Annotated in this window: 20 protein-coding genes; 3 read left to right on the top strand and 17 right to left on the bottom strand. The window is 68.6% G+C overall.

Annotated features, from left to right (window positions below; all coding sequences use genetic code 11):
• Nucleotides 1-38: 38 nt before the first annotated feature.
• The 3 genes from C6Y44_RS10580 to thyX all read right to left on the bottom strand — a co-directional run bounded on the left by C6Y44_RS10580 (nt 39) and on the right by thyX (nt 3,611).
• Nucleotides 39-1,844, bottom strand: coding sequence for a ribonuclease J (locus C6Y44_RS10580; protein WP_225623774.1), 1,806 nt, complete (start codon nt 1,842-1,844; stop codon nt 39-41).
• On the bottom strand, nt 1,844-2,749 hold the full coding sequence (gene dapA, locus C6Y44_RS10575) for a 4-hydroxy-tetrahydrodipicolinate synthase (RefSeq protein ID WP_120282311.1): 906 nt from the start codon (nt 2,747-2,749) through the stop codon (nt 1,844-1,846). Before dapA ends, C6Y44_RS10580 begins: the two co-directional genes overlap by 1 nt.
• A 106-nt stretch (nt 2,750-2,855) precedes the next feature.
• On the bottom strand, nt 2,856-3,611 hold the full coding sequence (gene thyX, locus C6Y44_RS10570; protein WP_174247050.1) for an FAD-dependent thymidylate synthase: 756 nt from the start codon (nt 3,609-3,611) through the stop codon (nt 2,856-2,858).
• Between the two features lie 142 nt (nt 3,612-3,753).
• Here thyX and C6Y44_RS10565 point away from each other — a divergent pair, with 142 nt between their 5' ends.
• Both C6Y44_RS10565 and C6Y44_RS10560 read left to right on the top strand, forming a co-directional pair.
• Nucleotides 3,754-4,353, top strand: coding sequence for a hypothetical protein (locus C6Y44_RS10565; protein ID WP_159418547.1), 600 nt, complete (start codon nt 3,754-3,756; stop codon nt 4,351-4,353).
• 57 nt (nt 4,354-4,410) lie between these two features.
• Nucleotides 4,411-4,851, top strand: a complete 441-nt coding sequence (locus tag C6Y44_RS10560) for an SRPBCC family protein (RefSeq protein ID WP_159418548.1) — start codon at nt 4,411-4,413, stop codon at nt 4,849-4,851.
• 2 nt (nt 4,852-4,853) lie between these two features.
• On the opposite strand, the gene C6Y44_RS10555 is transcribed toward C6Y44_RS10560, so the two are convergent.
• From C6Y44_RS10555 to C6Y44_RS10540, 4 genes are all read right to left on the bottom strand, one after another.
• A complete protein-coding gene (locus tag C6Y44_RS10555) occupies nt 4,854-5,357 on the bottom strand; it encodes a flavodoxin family protein (RefSeq protein ID WP_174247151.1) in 504 nt (167 codons plus the stop codon).
• Nucleotides 5,358-5,421: 64 nt separating this feature from the next.
• Complete coding sequence (locus C6Y44_RS10550; protein ID WP_159418550.1) at nt 5,422-5,901, bottom strand: hypothetical protein; 480 nt, start codon at nt 5,899-5,901, stop codon at nt 5,422-5,424.
• Complete coding sequence (gene dapB, locus C6Y44_RS10545) at nt 5,898-6,653, bottom strand: 4-hydroxy-tetrahydrodipicolinate reductase (RefSeq protein WP_174247152.1); 756 nt, start codon at nt 6,651-6,653, stop codon at nt 5,898-5,900. The genes C6Y44_RS10550 and dapB overlap by 4 nt, the downstream gene beginning before the upstream one ends.
• An 85-nt stretch (nt 6,654-6,738) precedes the next feature.
• Nucleotides 6,739-7,341, bottom strand: a complete 603-nt coding sequence (locus C6Y44_RS10540) for a TetR/AcrR family transcriptional regulator (protein WP_159418551.1) — start codon at nt 7,339-7,341, stop codon at nt 6,739-6,741.
• A 50-nt stretch (nt 7,342-7,391) separates the two neighbouring features.
• On the opposite strand from C6Y44_RS10540, the gene zapE reads away from it, so the two are divergent.
• Complete coding sequence (gene zapE, locus C6Y44_RS10535) at nt 7,392-8,444, top strand: cell division protein ZapE (RefSeq protein ID WP_159418552.1); 1,053 nt, start codon at nt 7,392-7,394, stop codon at nt 8,442-8,444.
• On the opposite strand, the gene C6Y44_RS10530 is transcribed toward zapE, so the two are convergent.
• The 10 genes from C6Y44_RS10530 to C6Y44_RS10485 form a co-directional block, all read right to left on the bottom strand.
• Nucleotides 8,393-9,730 (bottom strand): M16 family metallopeptidase, encoded by a 1,338-nt coding sequence (locus C6Y44_RS10530; protein ID WP_120282303.1) that lies wholly within the window; start codon nt 9,728-9,730, stop codon nt 8,393-8,395. The genes zapE and C6Y44_RS10530 overlap by 52 nt on opposite strands.
• 83 nt (nt 9,731-9,813) lie before the next feature.
• A complete protein-coding gene (gene narI / locus C6Y44_RS10525) occupies nt 9,814-10,545 on the bottom strand; it encodes a respiratory nitrate reductase subunit gamma (protein WP_120282302.1) in 732 nt (243 codons plus the stop codon).
• Nucleotides 10,542-11,207, bottom strand: a complete 666-nt coding sequence (gene narJ / locus C6Y44_RS10520; protein ID WP_159418553.1) for a nitrate reductase molybdenum cofactor assembly chaperone — start codon at nt 11,205-11,207, stop codon at nt 10,542-10,544. The genes narI and narJ overlap by 4 nt, the downstream gene beginning before the upstream one ends.
• Nucleotides 11,204-12,874, bottom strand: coding sequence for a nitrate reductase subunit beta (gene narH / locus C6Y44_RS10515; protein ID WP_159418554.1), 1,671 nt, complete (start codon nt 12,872-12,874; stop codon nt 11,204-11,206). Before narH ends, narJ begins: the two co-directional genes overlap by 4 nt.
• A 25-nt stretch (nt 12,875-12,899) precedes the next feature.
• Nucleotides 12,900-16,595 carry a nitrate reductase subunit alpha gene (locus tag C6Y44_RS10510; RefSeq protein ID WP_159418555.1) on the bottom strand — a complete coding sequence of 1,232 codons (3,696 nt, stop codon included), beginning with the start codon at nt 16,593-16,595 and terminating at the stop codon, nt 12,900-12,902.
• Nucleotides 16,592-17,842 carry a nitrate/nitrite transporter gene (locus C6Y44_RS10505; RefSeq protein ID WP_301951971.1) on the bottom strand — a complete coding sequence of 417 codons (1,251 nt, stop codon included), beginning with the start codon at nt 17,840-17,842 and terminating at the stop codon, nt 16,592-16,594. Before C6Y44_RS10505 ends, C6Y44_RS10510 begins: the two co-directional genes overlap by 4 nt.
• Before the next feature lie 192 nt (nt 17,843-18,034).
• Entirely contained in the window at nt 18,035-20,320 is a 2,286-nt protein-coding gene (locus C6Y44_RS10500; RefSeq protein WP_159418556.1) for a polyribonucleotide nucleotidyltransferase, read from the bottom strand.
• Between the two features lie 324 nt (nt 20,321-20,644).
• The gene (gene rpsO, locus C6Y44_RS10495; protein WP_006551263.1) at nt 20,645-20,914 is read right to left on the bottom strand and encodes a 30S ribosomal protein S15; all 270 of its coding nucleotides are present in this window, start codon (nt 20,912-20,914) and stop codon (nt 20,645-20,647) included.
• A gap of 138 nt (nt 20,915-21,052) precedes the next feature.
• Nucleotides 21,053-22,471, bottom strand: coding sequence for a DUF1298 domain-containing protein (locus tag C6Y44_RS10490; RefSeq protein WP_159418557.1), 1,419 nt, complete (start codon nt 22,469-22,471; stop codon nt 21,053-21,055).
• Between the two features lie 127 nt (nt 22,472-22,598).
• The gene (locus C6Y44_RS10485; RefSeq protein ID WP_006551264.1) at nt 22,599-23,567 is read right to left on the bottom strand and encodes a bifunctional riboflavin kinase/FAD synthetase; all 969 of its coding nucleotides are present in this window, start codon (nt 23,565-23,567) and stop codon (nt 22,599-22,601) included.
• Nucleotides 23,568-23,569 lie beyond the last annotated feature (2 nt).

Genomic DNA, 23,569 nt, shown 5'->3' with positions numbered 1-23,569 from the left:
GCGAACCCGCGTGTTCGGCGGGACCGCGCGCACCGCACTCAGGAGACCGGGATCACCGTGGGCACGATCATCGGGCGACGACGATAGGTCTCGGCGACCCAGCGGCCAACGACGCGACGGATGCCCTGGGCGATTCGATGGGTCTCCGTGACGCCTTCTGCAGCGAGTTCGTTGAGCGCCTTGTCGACGAGCTGTGCCGCCTCGTTGAGTGCGCCCGGGTCGTCGGAGAAACCGCGACCGGAGACTTCCGGGGTGCTCACCGCACGGCCGGTGGCGGCGTCGACCGCGACGGAGATCGAGATGAACCCACCCTCGCCGAGGACGAGACGATCCGACAGCGTGGACTCGCCCACGTCGCCCACCGACAGGCCGTCGACGTAGACGTGACCGACCGGGACGCGCCCGACGATCTCGGCGAGTCCGTCGACCATGTCGACGACCACACCGTCCTCCGCGAGCACGATCCGCTCGCGGGGAACACCCGTGGCCTCGGCCAGGGCGGCGTTCGCCCGCAGGTGGCGCCACTCGCCGTGGACGGGCATCGCGTTGGTGGGTCGCACCGCGTTGTAGAGGTACAGCAGCTCGCCGGCCGACGCGTGACCGGAGACGTGCACCTTCGCGTTCTGCTGGGTGACGACCTTCGCGCCGCGCTTGGCCAGACCGTTGACGACCGCGAACACGGAGTTCTCGTTGCCGGGGATCAGCGACGACGCGAGGACGACGAGGTCGTCGGCCCGGATGTTGATCTGCCGGTGCTCGCCGCGCGCCATCCGGGACAGCGCCGAGAGCGGCTCGCCCTGCGAACCGGTGGAGACCAGCACGACCCGGCCGTCGGGCAGGCTCGCGGCGGTGTCGATGTCGACCTCGAGGCCGTCGGGCACGTTGAGATAGCCCAGATCCTGCGCGATCTGCATGTTGCGGACCATCGACCGGCCGACGAACGCCACGCGCCGGTTGTAGCGCTCCGCGACGTCGACGATCTGCTGGATGCGGTGCACGTGGCTCGCGAAGGACGCGACGATCACCCGGTTGGTGGCCTTGCCGATGACGGTGTCGAGCACCCCGCCGATCTCGCGCTCGGGCGTGACGAAGCCGGGGACCTCGGCGTTCGTCGAGTCGACGAGGAACAGGTCGACACCCTCGTCGCCGAGGCGGGAGAAGCCCGCGAGGTCGGTGAGGCGGTTGTCGAGCGGCAGCTGGTCGAGCTTGATGTCGCCGGTGTGCAGCACGACCCCCGCGGCGGTGCGGATCGCGACGGCGATCGCGTCGGGGATGGAATGGTTTACCGCGAAGTACTCGCACTCGAACGGACCGTGCGAGGTGCTCTGCCCCTCGACGACCTCGACGAGCTTGGGACGCTGACGGTGCTCGCGGCACTTGGCCGCGACCAGCGCCAGGGTGAACTTGGACCCGACGACCGGGATGTCGGGGCGCAGACGCAGCAGGAACGGCACGGCACCGATGTGGTCCTCGTGGCCGTGGGTGAGGACGATCGCCTCGACGTCGTCCATCCGGTCCTCGATGTACCGGAAGTCGGGCAGGATCAGATCGACGCCGGGCTGCTGGTCCTCGGGGAAGAGAACACCGCAGTCGACGATCAGGAGCCGTCCCTGGTGTTCGAAGACCGTCATGTTGCGGCCGATCTCGCCGATACCGCCGAGCGCGACGACGCGCAGACCGTCGCGAGGAGCCTTGGGCGGCGTACCCAACCGTTCGGTGGGGTCGACGACGCGCGCGTCGGGTCGCTGGGCGGCCGCGGAGTTCTGCGGCACCCGGCGCGGGGCGCGGGAGGGCGGACCGGCGTTGCGGGTGGCGCGGCCACGGCCACGATCGGGGCGGCTCATCACAGCACCCCCGCAGCCTGGAGATCCGCCGCGAGAGCGTCGATCTGCGCTGTCACCGGGGCGACCTGCGGCAGACGGGGCTCTCCGACGTCGATACCGAGCAGTCGCAGCCCTGCTTTCGAGGCGCTCACACCTCCCAGTCGCGCGACGGCCCGGTAGATGGGCACCATCGACAGATTGATGCGACGGGCGAGTTCGAGATCGCCGGCCTCGAAGGCGGTGTGCAGCTCGCGGAGGCGACCGGGCACGAGATGGCCGATCACGCTGACGAATCCGACGGCGCCGACGGACAGCCACGGCAGGTTCAGCGGGTCGTCGCCCGAGTAGAACTTCAGGTCGGTGGTGCCGATCAGCTCGGCGCCCGCGTTCAGATCACCCTTGGCGTCCTTCACCGCGACGATCCGCGGGTGCTCGGCGAGCAGACGCAGCGTGTCGGTCTCGATCGGCACGACGGATCGAGGTGGGATGTCGTAGAGCATGACCGGCAGATCGGTCGCATCGGCCACCGCGACGAAGTGGGCGTAGAGACCCGCCTGCGGGGGCCGCGAGTAGTACGGGGTCACCACGAGCAGGCCGTGCGCACCGGCTCGCGCGGCGTCGCGGGCGAGCTCGACGCTGTGGGCGGTGTCGTTGCTGCCGGCACCGGCGATGATCTTGGCGCGGTCGCCGACGGATGCGAGCACGGCCCGCATCAGCTCCATCTTCTCGTTCTCGGTCGTCGTGGGCGATTCGCCGGTCGTACCGGCGAGAACCAGTGCGTCACAGCCACCCTCGACGAGGTAGTTCGCCAGACGCACGCCCGCATCCACGTCGAGCTTGCCATCGGCAGTGAACGGGGTCACCATCGCTGTGGCGACGGTGCCGAACGGAAGCTCGACAGCAGTTGCGGAATCACCGTTGGTCATGGTCAGAAGGCTACCGCGTGGCAGGGCCGCCTCGACACACGCCCGCCCCCCGAAGACGGATCACAGATCGGTGTAGCAGTCGATCGGAGATCGGGGTACAGGTCGATCAGAGATCGGTCGCGAGCGTGGGAGCTGCGATCTCGCTGCCGTCGGCCAGCTTCGTGATCGCGAAGTCCGAGAACGCGTTCGGTGCGGCATCCGCGAGCTGACGCACACATTCGACGGCGAGACGCCGGATCTCGACGTCGGCATGTTCGGTCGCGCGCATGGCGACGAAGTGACGCCACGATCGGTAGTTGCCGGTGACGACGATGCGGGTCTCCGTGGCGTTGGGGAGCACCGCCCGGGCGGCCTCCCGGACCTGCTTGGCGCGCAACGGACCGGCGGGAAGATGCGAGAGCTTCTCGTCGAGCGCCGCCAACAGCGCCACATAGGCCTCGCGGCTGCGCTCCGCGGCCGCGAAGAACAACTCCTCGAGTTCGGCATCGCCCGCGATCGCGGGCGGAACCACCACGGGCACCTCACCGTCGGCGACGAAACGCTGGGACAGCTGGGAGAACGAGAAGTGCCGGTGCCGGATCAGCTCGTGCGTGCACGAACGGGAGATGCCGGTGATGTAGAAGGTCGCCGTGGCGTGTTCGAGAACGGACAGGTGCCCCACGGTGAGCAGGTGACGGAGATATCCGGCGTTCGTCGCGGTGCGCGGGTTCGGTTTGGACCAGCTCTGGTAGCAGGCGCGACCGGCGAACTCGACGAGCGCTTCCCCGCCCTCGGCGTCGGTGTCCCAGTCGACGTCGTCGGGGACGTGGAACTCCGTCGTGGCGATGAGCCGGACCTTCGGAACGGCGGCTTCGGGCGCCATCGTCTCCTCCTCGCCTGGGTCGTCGCGCATCCTCCGGACGCGCCGTCTCTTCCGTCCGAACACTAACGCGCCTCGACCTGCGACGATCGATGACATCATGATGACACTTGCGTGACATCACTCGTGACGTCACACTGGCGTCATGGACATCGACAAGTACACGTCCGCCATCACGGACTCCGTGATCTCCGCGGCCGAACTCGGCGACGAGCAGACCCGACGCACCGCCGCCGCCCTCGCGACCGCCATCGCCGCACCCGTCCGACTCGCGGTCCTGGCAGCACTGTCCGACATGGCCAACGAGATCAGCGACGAACTCGGCGACCGCACCGTCACGGTGCGCCTCGACGGCACCGATGCCGTCCTCGCCGTCCACAGCGAACCCGCTCCCCCGCACGAGGTTCCGACGCCGTCCTTCGAAGAGATGACCGGCGACATCAGCCGGGTGACCCTGCGCCTCGTCGAACAGATCAAGACCAAGGCCGAGGAAGCGGCGCAGCAGAGCGGGCTGTCGCTCAATTCCTGGATGGCGCAGGCCGTGCAGGGCGCCCTGCGGGAGCAGATGCGCTATCAGCGCCGTGCCGACGAATGGCGCCGTCAGGGTGGCTGGGCGAAGCCCACCTCGCCCGAACCCACCGAGCAACCGCCGTCCGACCCGACCGACACCGCGGGCCCGGACGACACTGCCGGCCGCAACGACACTGCAGGTCCCGACGACACGAACCCGCGCAGCGACGCGTGAGGCACCTCACCGCACGATAGAGTGCCGACGCACACAATCGGGCGACACGGAGGGCGCATGGCGGTCAGCAGCACCAGGAGTTTCGACATCGACGCAACCCCGGAGCAGGTGATGGCCGCGCTCGCCGCGGTCGAACGCCTGCCCGAGTGGTCGTCGACCCACAAGTCCGTCACCGTCGAGTCCACCCACCCCGACGGACGACCGCACCGCGTGCGGATGACCGTCTCCATCGTCGGCATCACCGACGAACAGGTCGTCGAGTACTCCTGGAACGGCGACGAGTCCATGTCGTGGACCCTGGTGGAGAGCAGCCAGCAACGCCAGCAGGACGGCGCCTACACCCTCACCGCCAAGGGATCCGGCACGACGGCCGAGTTCTCGCTGACCATCGATCCGAAGATCCCCGTCCCCGGATTCCTCGTGCGGCGCGCCGAGAAGATGGCCCTCGAAACCGCCGGCAAGGGCCTCACGTCGTTCACGGAGACACACTTCCACTGAAGTCAGATCTCGCCGGCCGCGGTCGCCGCGACGATGGCGCCGAGTTCGTAACACTGCTCGCGTACCTTCGCGTCGACCGGTCCGGTGATCTCGAGATCGGTAGCAGCCTGCACGAGACCCAAGCCGGTGGTCAGGCGCCGAACCGAGGCCACAGCGCCGGCGGTGTCGTTGTTCCCGTGCACCCACAGACCGTAGGGACGACCGGCGACGGCATCGAGACACGGGTAGTAGACCGTGTCGAAGAAGTGCTTGAGCGCACCCGACATGTAGCCGAAATTGGCTGTCGTGCCGAACAGGAAGCCGTCGGCGGCCAGCACATCGGGAACCGTGGCGCCCAGCGCGGGGACCGCCCGGACGGTGACACCCGTGATCTCCGGGTCCCGAGCTCCCGCCAGGACGGCTTCGAGGATCTCGCGGGTCGGCGGCGACGGGGTGTGGTGCACCACCAGCACCGTGCGGGATCCGTCCCCGCGCCCTGCCTCGTCCGCCCCAGCCCGGTCTTCCACAGCCTCGTCCGTCACATCAGCAGGCTGCTGCACCACGTCGAGGTTGTCAAAACCACTCGCCGGTTCAGGAACCGGCGTGGCCGTCCCGTTCGAGCTTCTCGAGCGCGACCGCCCGGCGCATCGTCTCCCGCGCGCGACTGCGGTCGCCCGCGTAGTCGTAGGCGCGTGCCAGCCGGTAGGAGTTGCGCCAGTTGTCGGGGTCGGCTTCCCATTCCTGCTTCACGGTCGCGAACAGTTCGTCGGCGGCGTCCCGGTCGATCCGCCCCGACGGCATGCGGGGCAGGTCGTCGACGTCGAGTTCGAGGCCTTCGTCGTGGATCCGCCGCGCGAGGTGCTGATGCTGCAGCCCTGCGCGGAGGGTCGCGTAGACGATCCAGGCTCCCACGACCGGGAGGATGAGGATGCCGATCCCGAGACCGATCGCCGCGACCTCACCGGACCGGACCAGTTCCAGGCCGGTGGAGCCGAGCAGAACGAAGTAGAACCCCAGCGCGACCACGATGAACGCGATGGGCACGAGGACTTTGAGCGAGCCGGTTCTCACAGGTCGAGGAGGGGATCGATTCCGACGGTCAGACCCGGTCGCTTACCGATCTCCCGCACACCGAGCAGCACCCCGGGAGCGAAGGAGGAACGGTCGATCGAGTCGTGCCGGATGGTGAGGGTCTCGCCCTGGGTGCCGAGCAGCACCTCCTGGTGGGCGACGAGTCCGGCGAGACGCACGGAGTGCACACGGACACCGTCGACGTCGCCGCCGCGAGCACCGTCGAGTTCGGTGGTGGTGGCGTCCGGGCTCGGAGCCACACCGGCCTCGGCGCGGGCCTGCGCGATCAGACGGGCAGTGCGGTAGGCGGTGCCGGACGGGGCGTCGGCCTTGTTCGGGTGGTGCAGCTCGATCACCTCGACGGAGTCGAAGAACCGGGCGGCGGCCTGGGCGAAGCGCATCGACAGCACGGCACCGATCGCGAAGTTCGGCGCGATGAGCACGCCCACCTCGGGACGATCCGCGAGCCAGCTCCGCACCCGGTCGAGGCGCTCGTCGTCGAAGCCGGTGGTTCCGACCACGGCGTGGATGCCGTTCTCGACGAGGAAGTGCAGGTTGTCCATGACGACGTCGGGGTGGGTGAAGTCGACGACCACCTGGGTCTGCGAGTTCACGAAGGCGTCGAGGCTGTCGCCCTTGTCGACGGTGGCGACGAGCTCGAGATCGGACGCGGCGTCGACGGCGGCGCAGATCGCCTGGCCGACCTTGCCGGCAGCACCGAGTACACCCACCCGAACTTTTGTTGTATCCACTTGCGTCGTCACGCCCTTTCGTTGCCGTCTCCCCCGGAAATCCTACGCAACCACCCATGGACGTCCCGAGCGGGTCGAACGCCACCTACTGCTGTGCGCAGAGCGCGTCGAGCCACCGACCGACGGTCGAGCTGATCTCGTCGACCCATGCCGTGTCCGAATCCGAGGACGTGTGGGCGCGAGCGCCGTGGGTGCGGTCGAACAGAACTCCTTCGAGCAGGGTCACCAGATCGCGCCCCGCCGTGTCGGGTTCCGGCGCACCGAGTTCCCGCACGAGATCGGTGGCCGCGGAGATCGAGAACATGCAGGCCGCGAGCGCCTCGGCAGACTCCGGTTCGAGGCGCGCGTCGGTCGCGAGCGCGTACCGGGCCAGCACATCGGTGCGACGCACAGTGAGCAGGCGTTCGAGATAGCGCGCGATCAGGTCGGCAGGAGGGCTCGGGTCGCCGGTCGTGTCGTCGAACAGCGCGGCGAAATCCGCGCGCGACCGTTCGGCGAGGCGGGTGATCGCAGCCGAGACGAGCGCGTGGCGGGTGCGGAAGTAGTAGGAGGTCGAGCCCTTCGGCAGGCCGAGGTGCACGTCGATGGCCGTGTGCGTCACCGCGTGGTTGCCGCCACGGGCGGCGAGTTCGAGGGCGGCATCGCTGATGGCCGTGCGCCGGGAGGGACGTTCGGGTGAAGTCGTCACTCTACGATGATAGAGTCTCGGCCGTGAGGGTGCGCCGACGCAGGAACCGCATGTCGCCGAACACCGCCATGCCGAACCCCGTCCCCCGCACCGTGTTCGACGAGGCCGCGCGCAGCCGGGGGTTCGTGCTCGATCCCGCGCAACACGACGCCGTCGAGCAGCTGTGTCATCCCGAGCGCCCGAACGTCTACCTGTGGGGCCCGCCCGGGCGCGGCAAGAGCTGGCTCGCCGACGTGTACTTCTCGGCCTATCCCGGACGGAACAAGCTCCGCGTCCACTTCCACGAGTTCTTCCGCGACCTGCACGTCGAGCTCCGACGGCACCGCTTCGATCTCGACGCCGCACTCGATCACCTGATCGGTCGCGCCGAGCTCGTGTGCTTCGACGAATTCCACGTCCACGATCCGGCGGACGGCACGTTCGTCGCCCGGTTGTTCCCCGCACTGCTCGGTCGCCGCACGCGTCTCGTCCTGACCTCGAACTATCCTCCCCGCGACCTGCTCCCCAACCCGCTCTTCCACGACGGCTTCGTCCCGACGATCGAGCTCGTCGAGCGGTGCGCGACGGTCGTCGCTCTGGACGGTCCGCGCGATCATCGGCTCGGCTCCGACCATGCGAAGGGATTCGCGTCGGGGATCTGGGCCGTCTCCCCGTCCGACCGGCAGCTACGACGGCTCGGTCTCGAACGGCCGGCGCCGGCCGAACATCGGGTCCTGCGCCCGGCGGAACGTCCGCTCCGCGCTCTACGGGCCGAGGAGGACTGTCTCTGGTTCGACTTCGGCGATCTCTGCGACCACACCACGGCGCCGGTCGACTATCTGGCGCTCGCGGCGGATCACCTGTTCTGGGTCGTCGACAAGATCCCGGATCTGACGACCGCGGGTCGCGAACCCGCGCAGCGGTTCGCCAATCTGGTGGACGTGCTCCACGACCGCGACGTGCGGGTCGTGTTCGTCTCGGAGGTCGCGGTATCGGAACTCGCTGCTCCGGCGGGACCCGTCGCGCACGACATCGGACGCCTGCGGAGCCGACTGGCCCAGCTGAGGACGATTCAGGACACGAGTTCGCGCACCGACGCCGGAACGTCACGAGTGCGCCGGTAGGGGCCGGCGACGGCGACCGCGAACGGCCGGTGCAGCAGGTCGGCGGCCACGCTGCGCACCTCCTCGGTGGACACCGACGAGATGCGTTCGAGGGTCTCGGTGATGCTCCAGTGCTGCCCGTAGCTCAGTTCGCTGCGGCCGATCCGGTGCATGCGCGCCCCGGTGTCCTCGAGTCCGAGCACGAGACCGCCGCGCAGCGACCCCTTGGCACGGGCGCATTCCGCGTCGGTGATGCCGTGTTCGGCCACGTCGGTGAGCACCTCCCGGACCACCGCGGCGACCTCACCGAGGTTGTCGGGCTGACAGCCCGCGTACACGGAGAAGGCGCCCGTGTCGGCGAAGGTGTCGGTGCCGGAGTACACCGAGTAGGCCAGACCCCGCTTCTCGCGTACCTCCTGGAACAGGCGCGAACTCAGACCACCGCCGACGGCGGCGTTGAGCACCGACAACGCCCAGCGACGCCCGTCGTGCCGGCCGAAGGACCGCACGCCGAGGGTCAGGTGCGCCTGTTCGTTGTCGCGCTCGACGATGCTCATCGTCGGCGCGGTGCGCAGTTCGAGCCGTCCGTCGCGGCAGGGCGCGGGAGTGGCCGCGTCGTCCAGGTGACCGGCGAAGGCGCGGCGCACCAGTTCGACGGTGTGCGCGTGGTCGACGTTGCCGGCGACCGCGACGACCATCCGCGGCGGGGTGTAGCGGCGCACGTGGAACGAATGCAACTGGGTCCGGGTCATGGACTCGATCGACTCGACGGATCCGATGATCGGCCGGCCGAGGGGGTGATCGCCGTACAGCGCGGTGAGCAGCGAGTCGCCGAGCAGGTCCTCGGGATCGTCGTCGCGCATCGCGATCTCCTCGAGCACCACCTGACGCTCGACGTCGACGTCCGCGCTCAGGCACCGGCCGCGCAGGACGACGTCGGCGACGACCTCGACGGCGATCGGCAGGTCGTCGTCGAGGACGTGCGCGTAGAAGCAGGTGTGTTCCTTGCTGGTGAACGCGTTGAGCTCTCCCCCGATCCCGTCCATCGTCTCGGCGATGTCGAGAGCGGTGCGCGTCGGGGTCGCCTTGAACAGCAGGTGCTCGAGAAAGTGGGCGGCGCCTGCGACCGACGGTTGTTCGTCGCGGGATCCGACACCGACCCACACTCCGACGGCCGCCGAGCGCACTCCGGGGACGTGCTCGGTGACGACCCGCACTCCCCCGGGGAGGACCGAGCGGCGGACGCCGGTGGCCGCGACGGGTGCGGGGGTCGAAGCGTCGTTCTTCACGTGGGAACTGGAAGCCATGGGGATCTTCGGTGGTCCTGACAAGGTCGGGGGCGCGGAACATTTCACAGTACACCGGGACTCTCCCCCACCATCGGTCGCGCTCACCACCCCCGTCGTTGTGGTTGCGAACCCACGAGCCGGCCGGGACGTGCCTCCTCGCGGCTGCGGTAGACGATGTACGGCCGGAACAGGTATCCGACGGGGGCACTGAAGGCGTGGACGAGGCGCGTGAACGGCCAGATGGCGAAGAGCGCGAGGCCGATCAGGGCGTGCAGCTGGAAGCTGAACGGCGCCTCCACCATCAGGTCGCCGCGGGGTTGCAGGACCCAGATCGACCGGAACCACGGCGAGACGGTCTCCCGGTAGTTGTGTTCCTCGCCCACGACGCCCGACCCCATCAGCGTGGTGGCGAGACCCGCCACGATCGCGGCGACGAGCACGAGATACATGACCTTGTCGTTGAGAGTGGTGGCGCTGAAGACGGGACCGCGGGTGCGACGGCGGTACACGAGCAGGGAGATGCCGACGAGCGTCGAGACACCGGCGATCGTGCCGAGCGTGATGGCCTGCACGTGATAGGCGTGCTGACTCAACCCGACGGCGTCGGTCCACGACTGCGGGATCACCAGGCCGATGACGTGGCCGACGATCACGACCAGGATCCCGAAGTGGAACATCGGGCTCGCGATGCGCAGTAACCGCGCCTCGTACAGCTGGGACGAACGGGTGGTCCATCCGAACTTGTCGTATCGATACCGCCACCAGGTCCCCACCGCGACGATCGCGAGCGTCACGTACGGCACCACGTCCCAGAAGATCTCTCCTGCACTCATGATTCCGGGACTCCTCGCCGCGGCGGCACCGTCAGGGTGAAGGGCTGCAATCCGATCGACTCGCGGGGCGGTCCCGCCTGCGCAAGGCGCCGGGCCCGTTCCTCGTCCCGGGCGGTGACCGGCGGGAGGGTCGCGCACACGGCCGCGACGACCTGCGCGTACGGCGAGCCGGCCTCACGCAGGGAGGTGTGCAGCACGTCGAGGGCCACCCGATACCGGGTGAGGAGTTCCTCGCCCGCGGCGGGATCCACGGTGGCCGCGAATTCGAGAACCACCGGCAGATGGTCGGGTGATTCGTGGACGGGCGGCTCGACACCCGCGGCGCGGTAGGCACTCGCGAAGGCGTGCATCTCGGCGCCGCGATTCCGGGTGTCGCCCGCGGTCCAGTAGGTCAGGTACATCGTCGAGCGTCGCCGCAGGTCGAAGGTCTCGACGTACCGTTGGGCCAGGACGAGCAGATCCGGTTCGTTCAGTGCGCGGACCGCCGTCCCCAGCATGTCCTTCTCGGGATCGGTGATGTGGTCGACGAGTTGCCCGGCGACGCCCAGCCGTCCGGCGTGTCCGTCGTCGGGATAGGCGAGCAGCAGCGACGCGGCCTGACGGACGAGACGATGGTGCAGGGCGCGATCGACGCCGGCGCGCCGTGGACGCAACAGTCTCATCGCTTCTCCCCTTCCGTGCCGTGACCGCCCGGGAACATGCCCGTCGGCACGCCCTTGCCGTCCCAGTTCAGGAGATTCACCCGCGACGGGTTCGACGCGTTCGCTGCCATCCCCTCACTGGTCTGCCGCTGCGCGAGGGCGTGGAAGGTCTCGACCGCCACCGGGACCGGGGCGCCGCTGGCCTCCCCGAACGGACCCGACTCGTACATGCCGGGGCCACCCTCGTAGGACAACGCGCAGTCCGTCGCCGACTCCTCGAGCCGATGCCCTTCGGCCGCGTAGGCGGTGGGGATGACGTATCGCTCGTCGTACTTGGCGAGGGCGAGGAGCCGGTACATCTCGTAGATCCGTTCCTCGGTCATGCCGACGGCCTCGGGGATCTCGGGGCGGGTCTCGCGGCCGAGATTGATGTCGCGCATGTAGGAGCGCATCGCCGCGAGTCGTCGCAGCACCGTCTCGACCGTCGCGGTGTCCCCGGCGGTGAACAGTTCCGCAAGGTACGCGATGGGGATGCGCAGGGCGTCGAGGGCGCCGAACAGGTTGCCGATGTCCTCGCCGTCGTGTCCCTCCCGGCTGACGGCGTCGACGACCGGCGACAGCGGTGGCACGTACCAGACCATCGGCATCGTCCGGTACTCCGGATGCAGCGGCAACGCGACCCGGTACGTGCTGATCAGGTCGTAGACCGGCGACCGTTGCGCGGCCTCGATCCACTCGTCGGAGATGCCCTCGGCGCGGGCGCCGGCGATCACTTCGGGGTCGCGCGGGTCGAGCAGCAGCCCGCGTTGCGCCTCGTACAGGTCGGTGTCGTTCTCCACCGATGCCGCCTCCAGGACCCGGTCGACGTCGTAGAGGACGAGACCGATGTACCGGAGCCTGCCCACGCACGTCTCCGAGCACACCGTCGGCAACCCGACCTCGACCCGCGGGTAGCAGAAGGTGCACTTCTCGGCCTTGCCGGTCTTGTGGTTGAAGTACACCTTCTTGTACGGGCATCCGGACACGCACATCCGCCAGCCGCGGCACCGGTCCTGGTCGACGAGGACGATGCCGTCCTCCGATCGCTTGTACATCGCGCCGGACGGACACGACGCCACACACGACGGGTTGAGGCAGTGCTCGCAGATCCGCGGCAGGTAGAACATGAAGGTCTGCTCGAACTCGAGCTTGACCCGGTCGCCGACCTTCTTCAGAATCGGGTCGTCGGGCACGATCGACGGCGAGCCACCGAGATTGTCGTCCCAGTTCGCCGACCATTCCACCTTCATCGGCTCGCCGGAGATCAGGCTGCGCGGTGACGCCACCGGGACGTGGTCGCCGAGCGGCGCGTTCGTCAGGTTGTCGTAGTCGTAGGTCCACGGTTCGTAGTAGTCGTCGATCGACGGCATCTTCGGGTTCGAGAAGATGCGCGCGAGTTTCGCGAGGCGTCCACCGTCGCGGAGACGCAGCCGTCCCTTGCTGTCCCGGACCCAGCCGCCGCGCCAGCGCTCCTGATCCTCGTAGGTGCGCGGATAGCCCTGGCCCGGGCGGGTTTCGACGTTGTTGAACCACACGTACTCGGTGCCCGACCGGTTGGTCCACGCCTGCTTGCAGGTCACCGAACAGGTGTGGCATCCGATGCACTTGTCGAGGTTCATCACCATCGCAAGCTGTGCCATGACCTTCACGACCGCCTCGCTTCCTGCTCACGCATCAGTAGACGACCTCCTGGGATCGGCGCCGCACGATCGTCACCTCGTCGCGCTGGTTGCCCGTCGGGCCGAGATAGTTGAACGCGTAGGCCGTCTGCGCGTATCCGCCCGCGAGGTGGCTCGGTTTGATGAGGATGCGGGTGAGCGAATTGTGGATGCCGCCGCGGCGTCCGGTGGTCTCGCTGCGCGGGACGTCGATGACGCGGTCCTGGGCGTGGTAGACGAACACCACCCCTTCGGGCATGCGGTGCGAGACGATCGCCCGGCACACCACGACACCGTTGCGATTGACGGCCTCGACCCAATCGTTGTCGCCCACCGAGATCTTCGCGGCGTCGGCCGGCGACATCCACATCGTCGGCCCGCCCCGGGACAGCGACAGCATGAACAGGTTGTCCTGGTACTCCGAGTGGATCGACCACTTCGAGTGTGGGGTCAGATATCTCACCGTCAGGCCGATACCGTCACCGGAGCCGACCGCCTGCTCGCCGAACAGCCGCGACATGTCGAGCGGGGGCCGGTAGACCGGGAGCTGCTCCCCGAGTTCTTCGAGCCAGTCGTGGTCGACGTAGAAGTGCATCCGGCCCGTCAACGTGTGGAAGGGTTTCAGCTCCTCGATGTTCACGGTGAACGGCGCATACCGGCGACCTCCCGTTTCGCTCCCCGACCATTCGGGGCTCGTGATGACCGGTACGGGACGGGCCTGGGTGTCGGCGTAGGTGATCCGCCGTTCCTCGCTACCCTCCGCGAGGTGCACGAGTCGTCGTCCGGTGCGTTTCTCCAGTTCACGGAAACCCTCGACGGCGAGCCTGCCGTTGGACGTGCCCGACAGCGCGAGGATCGTGTCGGCCATCCGTTCGGCGGTGGTGATCGCCGGACGGCCCCGTCCGGCACCGGAATCCATGACGCCGAATCTCTGTGCCAGTTCGGCGACCTCACGGTCCGGCCGGGTCACGACGCCCTTGGTGTTCAACCCGAGGGTCTCGACGAGCGGACCGAGCGTCGCCCACTTCTCCGCGATCGCACCGTAGTCCCGTTCGACGACGGCGAGCGGACCCATCGTCCTCCCCGGAACCGGCACTTCGCCGGTCGAGCGCCAGTCCCGTTCGGTGCCGGAAGGATACGCCATCGCTGCGGGCGTGTCGTGCTGCAGTGTCCCCATCACGATGTCGGTGCGGGTTCCCAGGTGAGTCCGGGCGAGGGTGCTGAAGGTCTGCGCGATGGCGCCGAAAGCGTCGTAGTCCGAACGGGTCTCCCAGGGCGGGTCGACCGCCGCGGTGAAAGCGTGGATGTAGGGGTGCATGTCGGTGCTCGACAGGTCGCCCTTCTCGTACCAGGTCGCGGCGGGCAGGACGATGTCGGAGAACAACGTCGTCGAGGTCATGCGGAAGTCGATCGACATGAGCAGGTCGAGTTTTCCTTCGGGCAGGTCGTCGGGCCACGCCACCTCACCGGGCCGCAGGCCGGGGGCCGTCGGCTCGGCCTGCACGTTGGAATCGGTGCCGAGCAGGTGCCGCAGGAAATACTCGTTGCCCTTGCTGGACGAGCCGAGCAGGTTCGACCGCCACACGCTGAGCACGCGCGGCCAGTTCCGCGGGTCGTCGGGGTCGGTCACCGACAGTTTCAGTTCGCCCGAGGCGAGTTGCTGCGCGACGTGCTGTGGGATATCCCGTCCCGCCGCCCGTGCCTGTTCGGCAACCTCGTGGGTGTTGCGGTCGAACTGGGGATAGAAGGGCGTCCAGCCCATGGCGACCGCGGACGCCATGACGTCCATCGTGTGCTTGTCGCGGAAACGCCCGCGCCCCAGCGGATTGGCCAGCGCGTCGGCACGGTAACCGTCGTAGCGCCACTGGTCGGTGTGCACGTACCAGTAGGAAGTGCCGGCCATCTGGCGGGGCGGGCGAGACCAGTCCGTCCCCATCGCCATGGCCGCCCATCCCGTGACGGGACGGCACTTCTCCTGCCCGACGTAGTGCGCCCATCCACCCCCGTTGCGTCCCATGCAGCCGGTGAGCATGAGCAGCGCGAGCACCGCGCGATAGGTGGCGTCGCCGTGGAACCACTGGCAGATGCCGGCCCCCATGATGATCATCGAACGCCCGCCCGACTCCTCGGCGTTGCGGGCGAACTCCGTCGCGATCCGGATCGCCTGGGCCGCGGGCACCCCGGTGAGGGCCTCCTGCCAGGCCGGGGTGTACGGCGAGCCCGGGTCGTCGTACCCGCTCGGCCACTGCCCGGGCAGGTCGAGCTCCGGACGGTTCACCCCGTACTGCGCGAGCATCAGGTCGAAGACGGTGCACACGAGGTGATCCCCGATCCGACGGACCGGCACACCCCGTTCGATGCTCTCACCGTGCCCGTCGACGGTGTCGAAACTCGGCAGGTGCACCGCCGCGGTCTCGACCGCTCCCCCGCCGCCGGGCGCGACCGTCAGGGTCGGGACGAGGTCACCGAGTTCGAGATTCCACTTGCCGATGCCGTCGTCGCCGTAGCGGAAGCCGAGGGAGCCCGGGGGTACGACGACGGTGTCGGTCGCACCGTCGACGAAGACCGGCTTGAACGCCGCGTTCTCGACGCTGTGTCCGAGATCGACGGCGGTGAGGTTCTTGCCCGGCACGAGCCGTCCGCCGCGTTCCTCGAGCCGCACGAGGAACGGCAAATCGGTGTATCGGCGCACATAGTCGACGAAGAACGGAACGCGCTGCCGCACATAGAACTCGGTGAGGAGCACATGGCCCATCGCCATCGCCAGGGCACCGTCGGTACCGGCCGCGCACGCCATCCACTCGTCGGCGAACTTGGTGTTGTCGGCGTAGTCCGGACTCACCGAGACGACCTTGGTGCCGCGATAGCGGACCTCCGTCATCCAGTGCGCGTCCGGGGTGCGCGTGACGGGCACGTTCGAACCCCACATCATCAGGTAGGAGGCGTCCCACCAGTCCCCGGACTCGGGCACGTCGGTCTGATCGCCGAAGACCTGCGGCGACGCCACCGGCAGGTCGGCGTACCAGTCGTAGAACGACGTCATCACGCCGCCGAGCAGTTCGACGAACCGGGAACCGGCGGCGAAGGAGACCATCGACATGGCGGGGATCGGCGAGAAGCCGGCCACCCGGTCGGGTCCGTACTCCTTGATGGTGTGGACGTGCGCGGCGGCGATCATCTCCGTGGCCTCGGCCCACGTGACGCGCACCAGCCCACCCTTGCCGCGGGCACGCTGGTAGCGGCGGCGCCGCTCGGGATCGTTCTGGATGTCGGCCCAGGCGAGCACCGGATCGCCGAGTCGCTGCCGCGCCTCCCGGTACATCTCGACGAGCAGCCCGCGCGCGTACGGATAGCGCACGCGCGTCGGCGAGTAGGTGTACCAGGAGAAGGCCGCGCCGCGCGGGCACCCACGCGGTTCGTACTCGGGACGGTCGGGCCCGACTGTCGGATAGTCGGTTTCCTGGGTCTCCCAGGTGATGATGCCGTCCTTGACGTAGATCTTCCACGAACACGAACCGGTGCAGTTCACCCCGTGTGTGGAGCGGACGACCTTGTCGTGGCTCCAGCGGTCCCGGTAGAAGATGTCGCCTTCTCGGCCACCGCGCCGCGTGACCGTGCGTGTGTCGTCGGACTGCTCGCCGGAGGTGAAAAACCGTCCGCTGCGCACGAGCAGTTCCTCGATCCGGTTCCCGATTCCGGCGGTGTCCGTCACGATTTCTCCTCACGTACGTCGCGGGCCCCGGATCCTGCTGCTGTCGGAGGCGGTTCGTGGGTGTGCAGGCGGAATGCGGTGTAGAGCAGGCACACCAGTGCCGTCGCCGCGAGCAGGAGCAGACCGACGGTGTAGTCGTTGCCCTCGGCGTCGTAGGTCGCGCCCATCACCAGGGGCGGGAAGTAACCGCCGAGCCCACCTGCTGCGGCGACGATGCCGGTGACACTGCCCACCGCGTGTGCCGGGGCGCGACGCGCCACCCACGCGAAGACACCACCGGTGCCGATGCCCAGGAAGATCGCCATCGTGATGAACGTCAGCGCCGACCACAGGTCGGGCGGGGGCTGGAAGGTCGCTATCACCGCCATCACCGCGGTACCGGCGAACGAGGCCAGGACCACGTACTTCGGCGGCACCCGGTCCGACAGCGCTCCGCCCACGGGCCGCGCGAGGACCGCGGCGAGCGCGAAACCCGCCGTGCGCGTACCGGCGTCGACGGCGGAGAAGCCGTAGATCGTCTTGACGTAGGTGGGCAGATAGTTGCTGAATGCCACGAACCCGCCGAACACGACGGCGTACAGGAACGACATCTCCCAGGTCACACCGAGTTTCGCCGCGGCGGTCAACTTGGGCAGCACCGGATCGGTGTTGGGACGGAATTCGGGAGCGTTGCGCATCACCAGGATGCACACCACGGCGGTCACGGCGAGGGCGGCCGCCACGACGATGTGGGTGGGCACCAGCCCGAACCAGTTCACGAAGCGCGGCGTGAAGAAGGCCGACAGGGCCGTGCCCACCATGCCCGCCCCGAACACGCCGGTCGCGAAGCCGCGGCGGGCAGGTTCGTACCAGTTGTTGGCGAACGGGATCCCGACCGCGAAGATCGTGCCCGCGATGCCGAGGAAGAACCCGCAGACCAGGAGCAGCGGGTAGGAGCCGGCCTCGGCGGCGAATCCGACCGCGACGACAGGAACGATCGACAGCAGCGAGACGGCGATGAACATCGCCCGTCCGCCGTACCTGTCCGTCATCGCCCCGACCACGATGCGGCCGAGGGAGCCCACGAGGATCGGCGTGGCCACCAGCATCGACGCTTCCGTGCTGCTGAGCGACATGTCGGTGGCGTAGGTCGTCGACAGCGGCCCGATCATGTTCCAGGCCCAGAAGTTGATGGCGGACACCCACGTTGCCAGAGCCAGATTCGCTCCGCGCAACCTCCCGAGATCCGCCGGCGTGGCCGTTCTCACATACTCAGGGAACCATTCCCGGGCGCGGTCCGGACCCGGTTCGGCGGAACCTCACCCGGATGACGTCCGGCCGTTGCACCCCGGTAACCATGGTCTGCCGGAAACGACGCACCCGTGGTGCCCGACCGGATGTCGGGCGCCACGGGTGCGGGGTTCACGCGCCCACCGGGAACCGGCAGGCGGGTGGGGTGATCAGGACTCGGCGTTCTCGCCGGTCGCAGCGGCCTCGGCCGACTCGTCCTCGACGGGGACGAGGCTGATCTTGCCGCGGTTGTCGATGTCGGCGATCTCGACGCGGATCTTCGAACCGACGTTCACGACGTCCTCGACCTTGGCGATGCGCTTGCCGTTGCCGAGCTTGCTGATGTGCACCAGGCCGTCGCGGCCGGGGAGCAGGGAGACGAACGCTCCGAACGCCGTGGTCTTGACCACGGTGCCGAGGAAGCGCTCGCCGACCTTCGGCAGCTGCGGGTTGGCGATGGCGTTGATCTTGTCGATCGCGGCCTGCGCGGACGGGCCGTCCGCTGCACCGACGTAGACGGTGCCGTCATCTTCGATGGAGATGTTGGCGCCGGTCTCCTCGGTGATCGAGTTGATCATCTTGCCCTTGGGGCCGATGACCTCACCGATCTTGTCCACCGGGACCTTGATGGTGGTGATACGCGGAGCGAACTCGCTCATCTCGTCGGGCGTGTCGATGGCCTCGGCCATGACCTCGAGGATCGTGGCGCGAGCATCGTGGGCCTGCGAGAGCGCACCGGCGAGGACCTGCGACGGGATACCGTCGAGCTTGGTGTCGAGCTGCAGGGCGGTCACGAAGTCCTTCGTGCCGGCGACCTTGAAGTCCATGTCGCCGAACGCGTCCTCCGCACCGAGGATGTCGGTGAGGGCGACGTAGCGGGTCTCACGGGTGCCGTCCTCGAGCTCGACCTCGTCGGAGACCAGGCCCATGGCGATACCGGCGACCGGGGCCTTGAGCGGCACACCGGCGTTGAGCATCGACAGCGTCGAGGCGCAGACCGAACCCATGGACGTCGAGCCGTTCGAGCCGAGGGCCTCGGAGACCTGACGGATGGCGTAGGGGAACTCCTCCTGGCTCGGCAGAACCGGGATGAGCGCGCGCTCCGCGAGGGCACCGTGGCCGATCTCGCGACGCTTCGGCGAGCCGACACGACCGGTCTCACCGGTGGAGTACGGCGGGAAGTTGTAGTGGTGCATGTAGCGCTTGCTGGTCTCGGGACCGAGCGAGTCGACCTGCTGCGCCATCTTCACCATGTCGAGCGTGGTGACACCCATGATCTGGGTCTCGCCGCGCTCGAACAGCGCCGAACCATGGGCGCGGGGAACGACCGCGACCTCGGCGGAGAGGGCACGGATGTCGGTGACACCGCGGCCGTCGATGCGGAACTGGTCGCGCAGGATGCGCTGGCGCACGAGCTTCTTGGTCAGCGAGCGGAAGGCAGCGCCGATCTCCTTCTCGCGACCCTCGAAGTTCGGAGCGACCTGCTCGAGCACCTCGACCTTGATCTCGTCGGTGCGGTCGTCGCGCTCCTGCTTGCCGGCGATGGTGAGCGCCTCGGCGAGCTTCTCAGACGCAGCGGACTCGACCGCGGCGTAGACGTCGTCCTGGTAGGGCGGGAACAGCGGGAAATCGCCGGTGGGCTTCGCGGAGGCAGCGGCGAGCTGCTGCTGCGCGATGCACAGGCGGGCGATGAACGGCTTCGCTGCCTCGAGGCCCTCGGCCACGACGGTCTCGGTGGGCGCCTGGGCGCCACCGTCGACGAGGGCGATGACGTTCTCGGTCGCCTCGGCCTCGACCATCATGATCGCGACGTCGGCGGTGTCGGGGTTGTCTCCCCCACCGACGATGCGACCGGCGACGACCATGTCGAAGACGGCGTTCTCGAGCTGCTCGACGGTCGGGAACGCGACCCACTGGCCCGACTTGTTGTCGTCGGAGACGATGAGCGCGACACGCACGCCACCGACCGGGCCGGAGAACGGCAGGCCGGCGAGCTGGGTGGAGGCCGACGCGGCGTTGATCGCGACGACGTCGTAGAGGTCGTTCGGGTTCAGGCTCAGAACCGTGACGACGACCTGGATCTCGTTGCGCAGACCGTCGACGAAGGACGGGCGCAGCGGCCGGTCGATCAGACGGCAGGTCAGGATCGCGTCGGTGGAGGGGCGTCCCTCACGACGGAAGAACGAGCCGGGGATGCGACCCGCGGCGTACATGCGCTCCTCGACGTCCACCGTCAGCGGGAAGAAGTCGAACTGGTCCTTGGGCTGCTTCGAGGCGCTGGTAGCCGAGAGCAGCATGGTCTCGTCGTCGAGATAGGCGACGACCGAACCGGCGGCCTGGCGTGCGAGGCGGCCGGTCTCGAAACGGATGGTGCGGGTGCCGTAGGCACCGTTGTCGAGCGTCGCGGTGGTCTCGTAGACCCCTTCGTCGATCTCGACTGCGGTAGTGCTTGTCATCTGTATGTCTTCTCTTCCCTCTTCGTCTTCGCCGTACCCGCGCGGGCGCCGCGACCCCCGTGGCCGCGGCTGCGCACCGACTCACGGAGGCGGTCGTCGATCGAAACCCTCCGGCGGATTCGGGATACGACACCCGACGGGACCGGAAGGTCACTACCGAGGACCGACACCGTCGGTGCATACGGATCATCACCATTGGAGGCGATGGAAGTCGCCGGCCGAACCGGCACAAACACCGACAGCCAACGAGGCCCAGTGTAGTGGGTACCCCGTCGGCTGCCGGAAAAGATCAGCGAATGCAGATCAGGTCGTGTCGTGTCCGCGTCAGCGACGCAGACCCAGACGCTGGATGAGCGAGCGGTAACGCTCGACGTCGACCTTCTCGACGTACTTCAGCAGGCGGCGACGACGACCGACCAGCAGCAGCAGGCCGCGGCGGGAGTGGTGGTCGTGCTTGTGCTGCTTGAGGTGCTCGGTGAGGTCCACGATGCGCTTGGTGAGCAGTGCCACCTGCGCCTCGGGGGAACCGGTGTCGGTCTCGTGGAGGCCGTACTCGCCGAGGATCTGCTTCTTCTGTTCGGTGGTCAGAGCCACTGGGTCACTCCTGTACAACTGACGTCCGCGTGACGGTAGACGGACCGGAGTCCGCCCGGTACGGCCACCGCGAACCGCAGCGCGCACCGACGGTCCAGCCTATCAGAGCCGGCTTCCGCCGCCGAACCACGATCGGGTTCAGCGCCGGCCGGCACCTGCGCGGCCCACCGCGGCGGACACCTCGGCGAAACCCTGGTCGAGCAGCTCGACGTACCGGTCGATGTCGCGGTCGGGACGGAGGTCGTCCCGTGCCGGGGCCAGGACCGTGACCGCGAAGGCATCCCCCGCCCGCGCGAAGGTGTGCATGAAGTCGACACGCGGCACGAGGGCCTGCACACCGGCGACGAACTTCAGGTGCCCCCACGGCACCGACCACCGCACGTCCGCACCGCAGTTGACGCTGCTGAGCGCCGTCGCGACGCCGGGGACCGCTCCGGACGCGAGCGCGTGTGCCAGCGCGCGGGAGACACGCCGGAAGACCGGATAGGGCGCTGCGCCCGTGCGGTGCATCGCGTCGATGCTCTCCGCCGAGTCGACGCGGGCCCGTTCGCGCGCGAGGGAGTCGGCGATCGTCGCGGCACGCTGCGCAGGTTCGGGGATCTCGACGTGCAGGGGGACCAGACCGCCCGCGACGCGGTTCACCCCGAGTCCGGCCGCCGACTCGCCGAGCGCCACGGGCACCGCCGCGTACTCCGAGGGCAGATCCTCCCCGCGCTCGCGGTAATAGCGCTCCATCGCGAGCGACACCGCCGTCAGGCCGAGGGCGGTCACCGTCCACGATCGTCCGGCCAGCGCCGACAGGTCGGGCCGCAGGATGCGGATGACCCGGCGGTTCGTCTGCGCGACAGCGGACGTGTCCGGCGTGGGATCGGCGCCGACCGTTCCGGGCAGCGGATCCTGACGGCGACGACGCGCCTCCAGATTCGCTCGCACGAGGACGCCGAGCGCGACGACCGGCCAAATCGCGAGACGGGCGATGCCGTGTGTCGTGGCCGCGACGGGATGTGTGGTGCCGGCGGGCGGCGCGAGACCGTCGACCTCCAGCGGCCGGCTCTCCTCGCCGAACAGGGCTTCGAGGAGCCCCCGGGCGGAGGAACCGACGAGCATGGCGTGGCTCGCCTGGATCGCGGCGACGGTGACGGTCGCGCCGGGCTCGTCCGGATCGGGGACGCCCGGGAAGACGTGCACCTGCCACGGGCACCGGGCGGCGTCGACGCCGTCGGCGGACAGTCGCGCCACCGACCCGAGCCAGTCCTCGAAGGTGGAGCTGCGCGCGTCGTGGACGGTGACCACGTCGTCGACGGCGAGGTCGGCCTTCACCCAGTAGGGATAGTCCAGTGAGCCGGGCGCGTCGGCGATCCGACGTGCCAGAGCGCTGACCAGGTGCATGCGAGAGTCGAAGAACGACAGAATCGACCCGCGGTCCGGGGTGCGCCCCCGGTCCTCGGAGAACACGGCGAACGACCACCAATCGGTGGGCCGTCCCGGGATCGACTGAAAGTAGTTACCCGCATCGACCCACGAAAGGCGCGCGGACCTCCACTCTCGAAAAAGCATGTAGCCGATTGTGACGGCGGACAAGATCTTTTTCGTACCGAACTCGCAGTTTCGTTCGTTCGGACGACACCGGCCGCTCGAGTGACGCCCACGTCATCCGGGAGTCGGTGTCACTCGGGAGTCGGCATCACTGGGGAGTCTTCGTGAGAACCTCTCGCGCTCGTTCGGCGTCGCGGTGCATCGCGGAGATGAGCGCCTCGACCGAATCGAACTTCTCCATGCCCCGCAGCCGCTCGACGAAGTCGACCGCCACGTGCTGGCCGTAGAGATCGGCCTTCTCGTCGAGGACGAACGCCTCGACCGTGCGCTTGCGTCCGGAGAAGGTCGGATTGGTGCCCACCGACACGGCCGCAAGGTAACGCTGACCGGCCGTGAGTCCCTCGACGGGCGAACCGGAGTCGAGCACCGTGAACCAGGCCGCGTACACGCCGTCGGCGGGGATCGCCGCGTAGATCGGCGGTGCGACGTTGGCGGTCGGGAATCCGAGTCCGCGACCGCGACCGTCGCCGTGCACGACCACGCCCTCGACCCGGTGCGGGCGCCCGAGTGCGTCCGCGGCCGCGACGACGTCCCCGGCGTCGACGCACGAACGGATGTAGGTCGACGAGAACGTCACGGCGTGCTCGGCGACCAGCGTGAGCCCCTGCACCGCGAACCCGAAGCGCTCACCGATCGAGCGGAGCATGTCGACGGTGCCGGCCGCCTTCTTCCCGAAGGTGAAGTTCTCCCCCACGACCACCTCGGCCACGTGCAGTCGCTCGACGAGGATCTCGTGGGCGTACCGCTCCGGTGAGAGCTTCATGAATTCCGGGGTGAACGGCATGACGCAGAAGACGTCGATACCGAGTTCCTCGGCGAGCTCGGCGCGTCGCGCGAGGGTGGTCAGCTGCGCCGGGTGGCTGCCCGGGCGGACCACCTCCATGGGGTGGGGATCGAAGGTCATGAGCACGGCGGCCACACCGCGTGCCCGCGCGGCCTCGACGGCACGCGCTATGAGCTGCTGATGGCCGCGGTGTACGCCGTCGAACACGCCGATCGTGAGTACACACCGACCCCAGTCCGCAGGAATTTCGTCCAGACCTCGCCATCTCTGCACAT

Origin of the sequence: Rhodococcus rhodochrous (genome assembly GCF_014854695.1) — a bacterium.
GTDB lineage: Bacteria > Actinomycetota > Actinomycetes > Mycobacteriales > Mycobacteriaceae > Rhodococcus.
The sequence above is the reverse complement of the archived record's forward strand: the minus strand, read 5'-3'. Positions and strand labels throughout refer to the sequence as shown.

What these genes read in the sequence shown, in the direction of transcription:
- C6Y44_RS10580 (WP_225623774.1), bottom strand. Translation starts at nt 1,844, where the DNA reads ATGAGCCGCCCCGATCGTGGCCGTGGCCGCGCCACCCGCAACGCCGGT.
- dapA (WP_120282311.1), bottom strand. Translation starts at nt 2,749, where the DNA reads ATGACCAACGGTGATTCCGCAACTGCTGTCGAGCTTCCGTTCGGCACC.
- thyX (WP_174247050.1), bottom strand. Translation starts at nt 3,611, where the DNA reads ATGGCGCCCGAAGCCGCCGTTCCGAAGGTCCGGCTCATCGCCACGACG.
- C6Y44_RS10565 (WP_159418547.1), top strand. Translation starts at nt 3,754, where the DNA reads ATGGACATCGACAAGTACACGTCCGCCATCACGGACTCCGTGATCTCC.
- C6Y44_RS10560 (WP_159418548.1), top strand. Translation starts at nt 4,411, where the DNA reads ATGGCGGTCAGCAGCACCAGGAGTTTCGACATCGACGCAACCCCGGAG.
- zapE (WP_159418552.1), top strand. Translation starts at nt 7,392, where the DNA reads ATGTCGCCGAACACCGCCATGCCGAACCCCGTCCCCCGCACCGTGTTC.
- C6Y44_RS10530 (WP_120282303.1), bottom strand. Translation starts at nt 9,730, where the DNA reads ATGGCTTCCAGTTCCCACGTGAAGAACGACGCTTCGACCCCCGCACCC.
- narI (WP_120282302.1), bottom strand. Translation starts at nt 10,545, where the DNA reads ATGAGTGCAGGAGAGATCTTCTGGGACGTGGTGCCGTACGTGACGCTC.
- narJ (WP_159418553.1), bottom strand. Translation starts at nt 11,207, where the DNA reads ATGAGACTGTTGCGTCCACGGCGCGCCGGCGTCGATCGCGCCCTGCAC.
- C6Y44_RS10500 (WP_159418556.1), bottom strand. Translation starts at nt 20,320, where the DNA reads ATGACAAGCACTACCGCAGTCGAGATCGACGAAGGGGTCTACGAGACC.
- C6Y44_RS10490 (WP_159418557.1), bottom strand. Translation starts at nt 22,471, where the DNA reads ATGCTTTTTCGAGAGTGGAGGTCCGCGCGCCTTTCGTGGGTCGATGCG.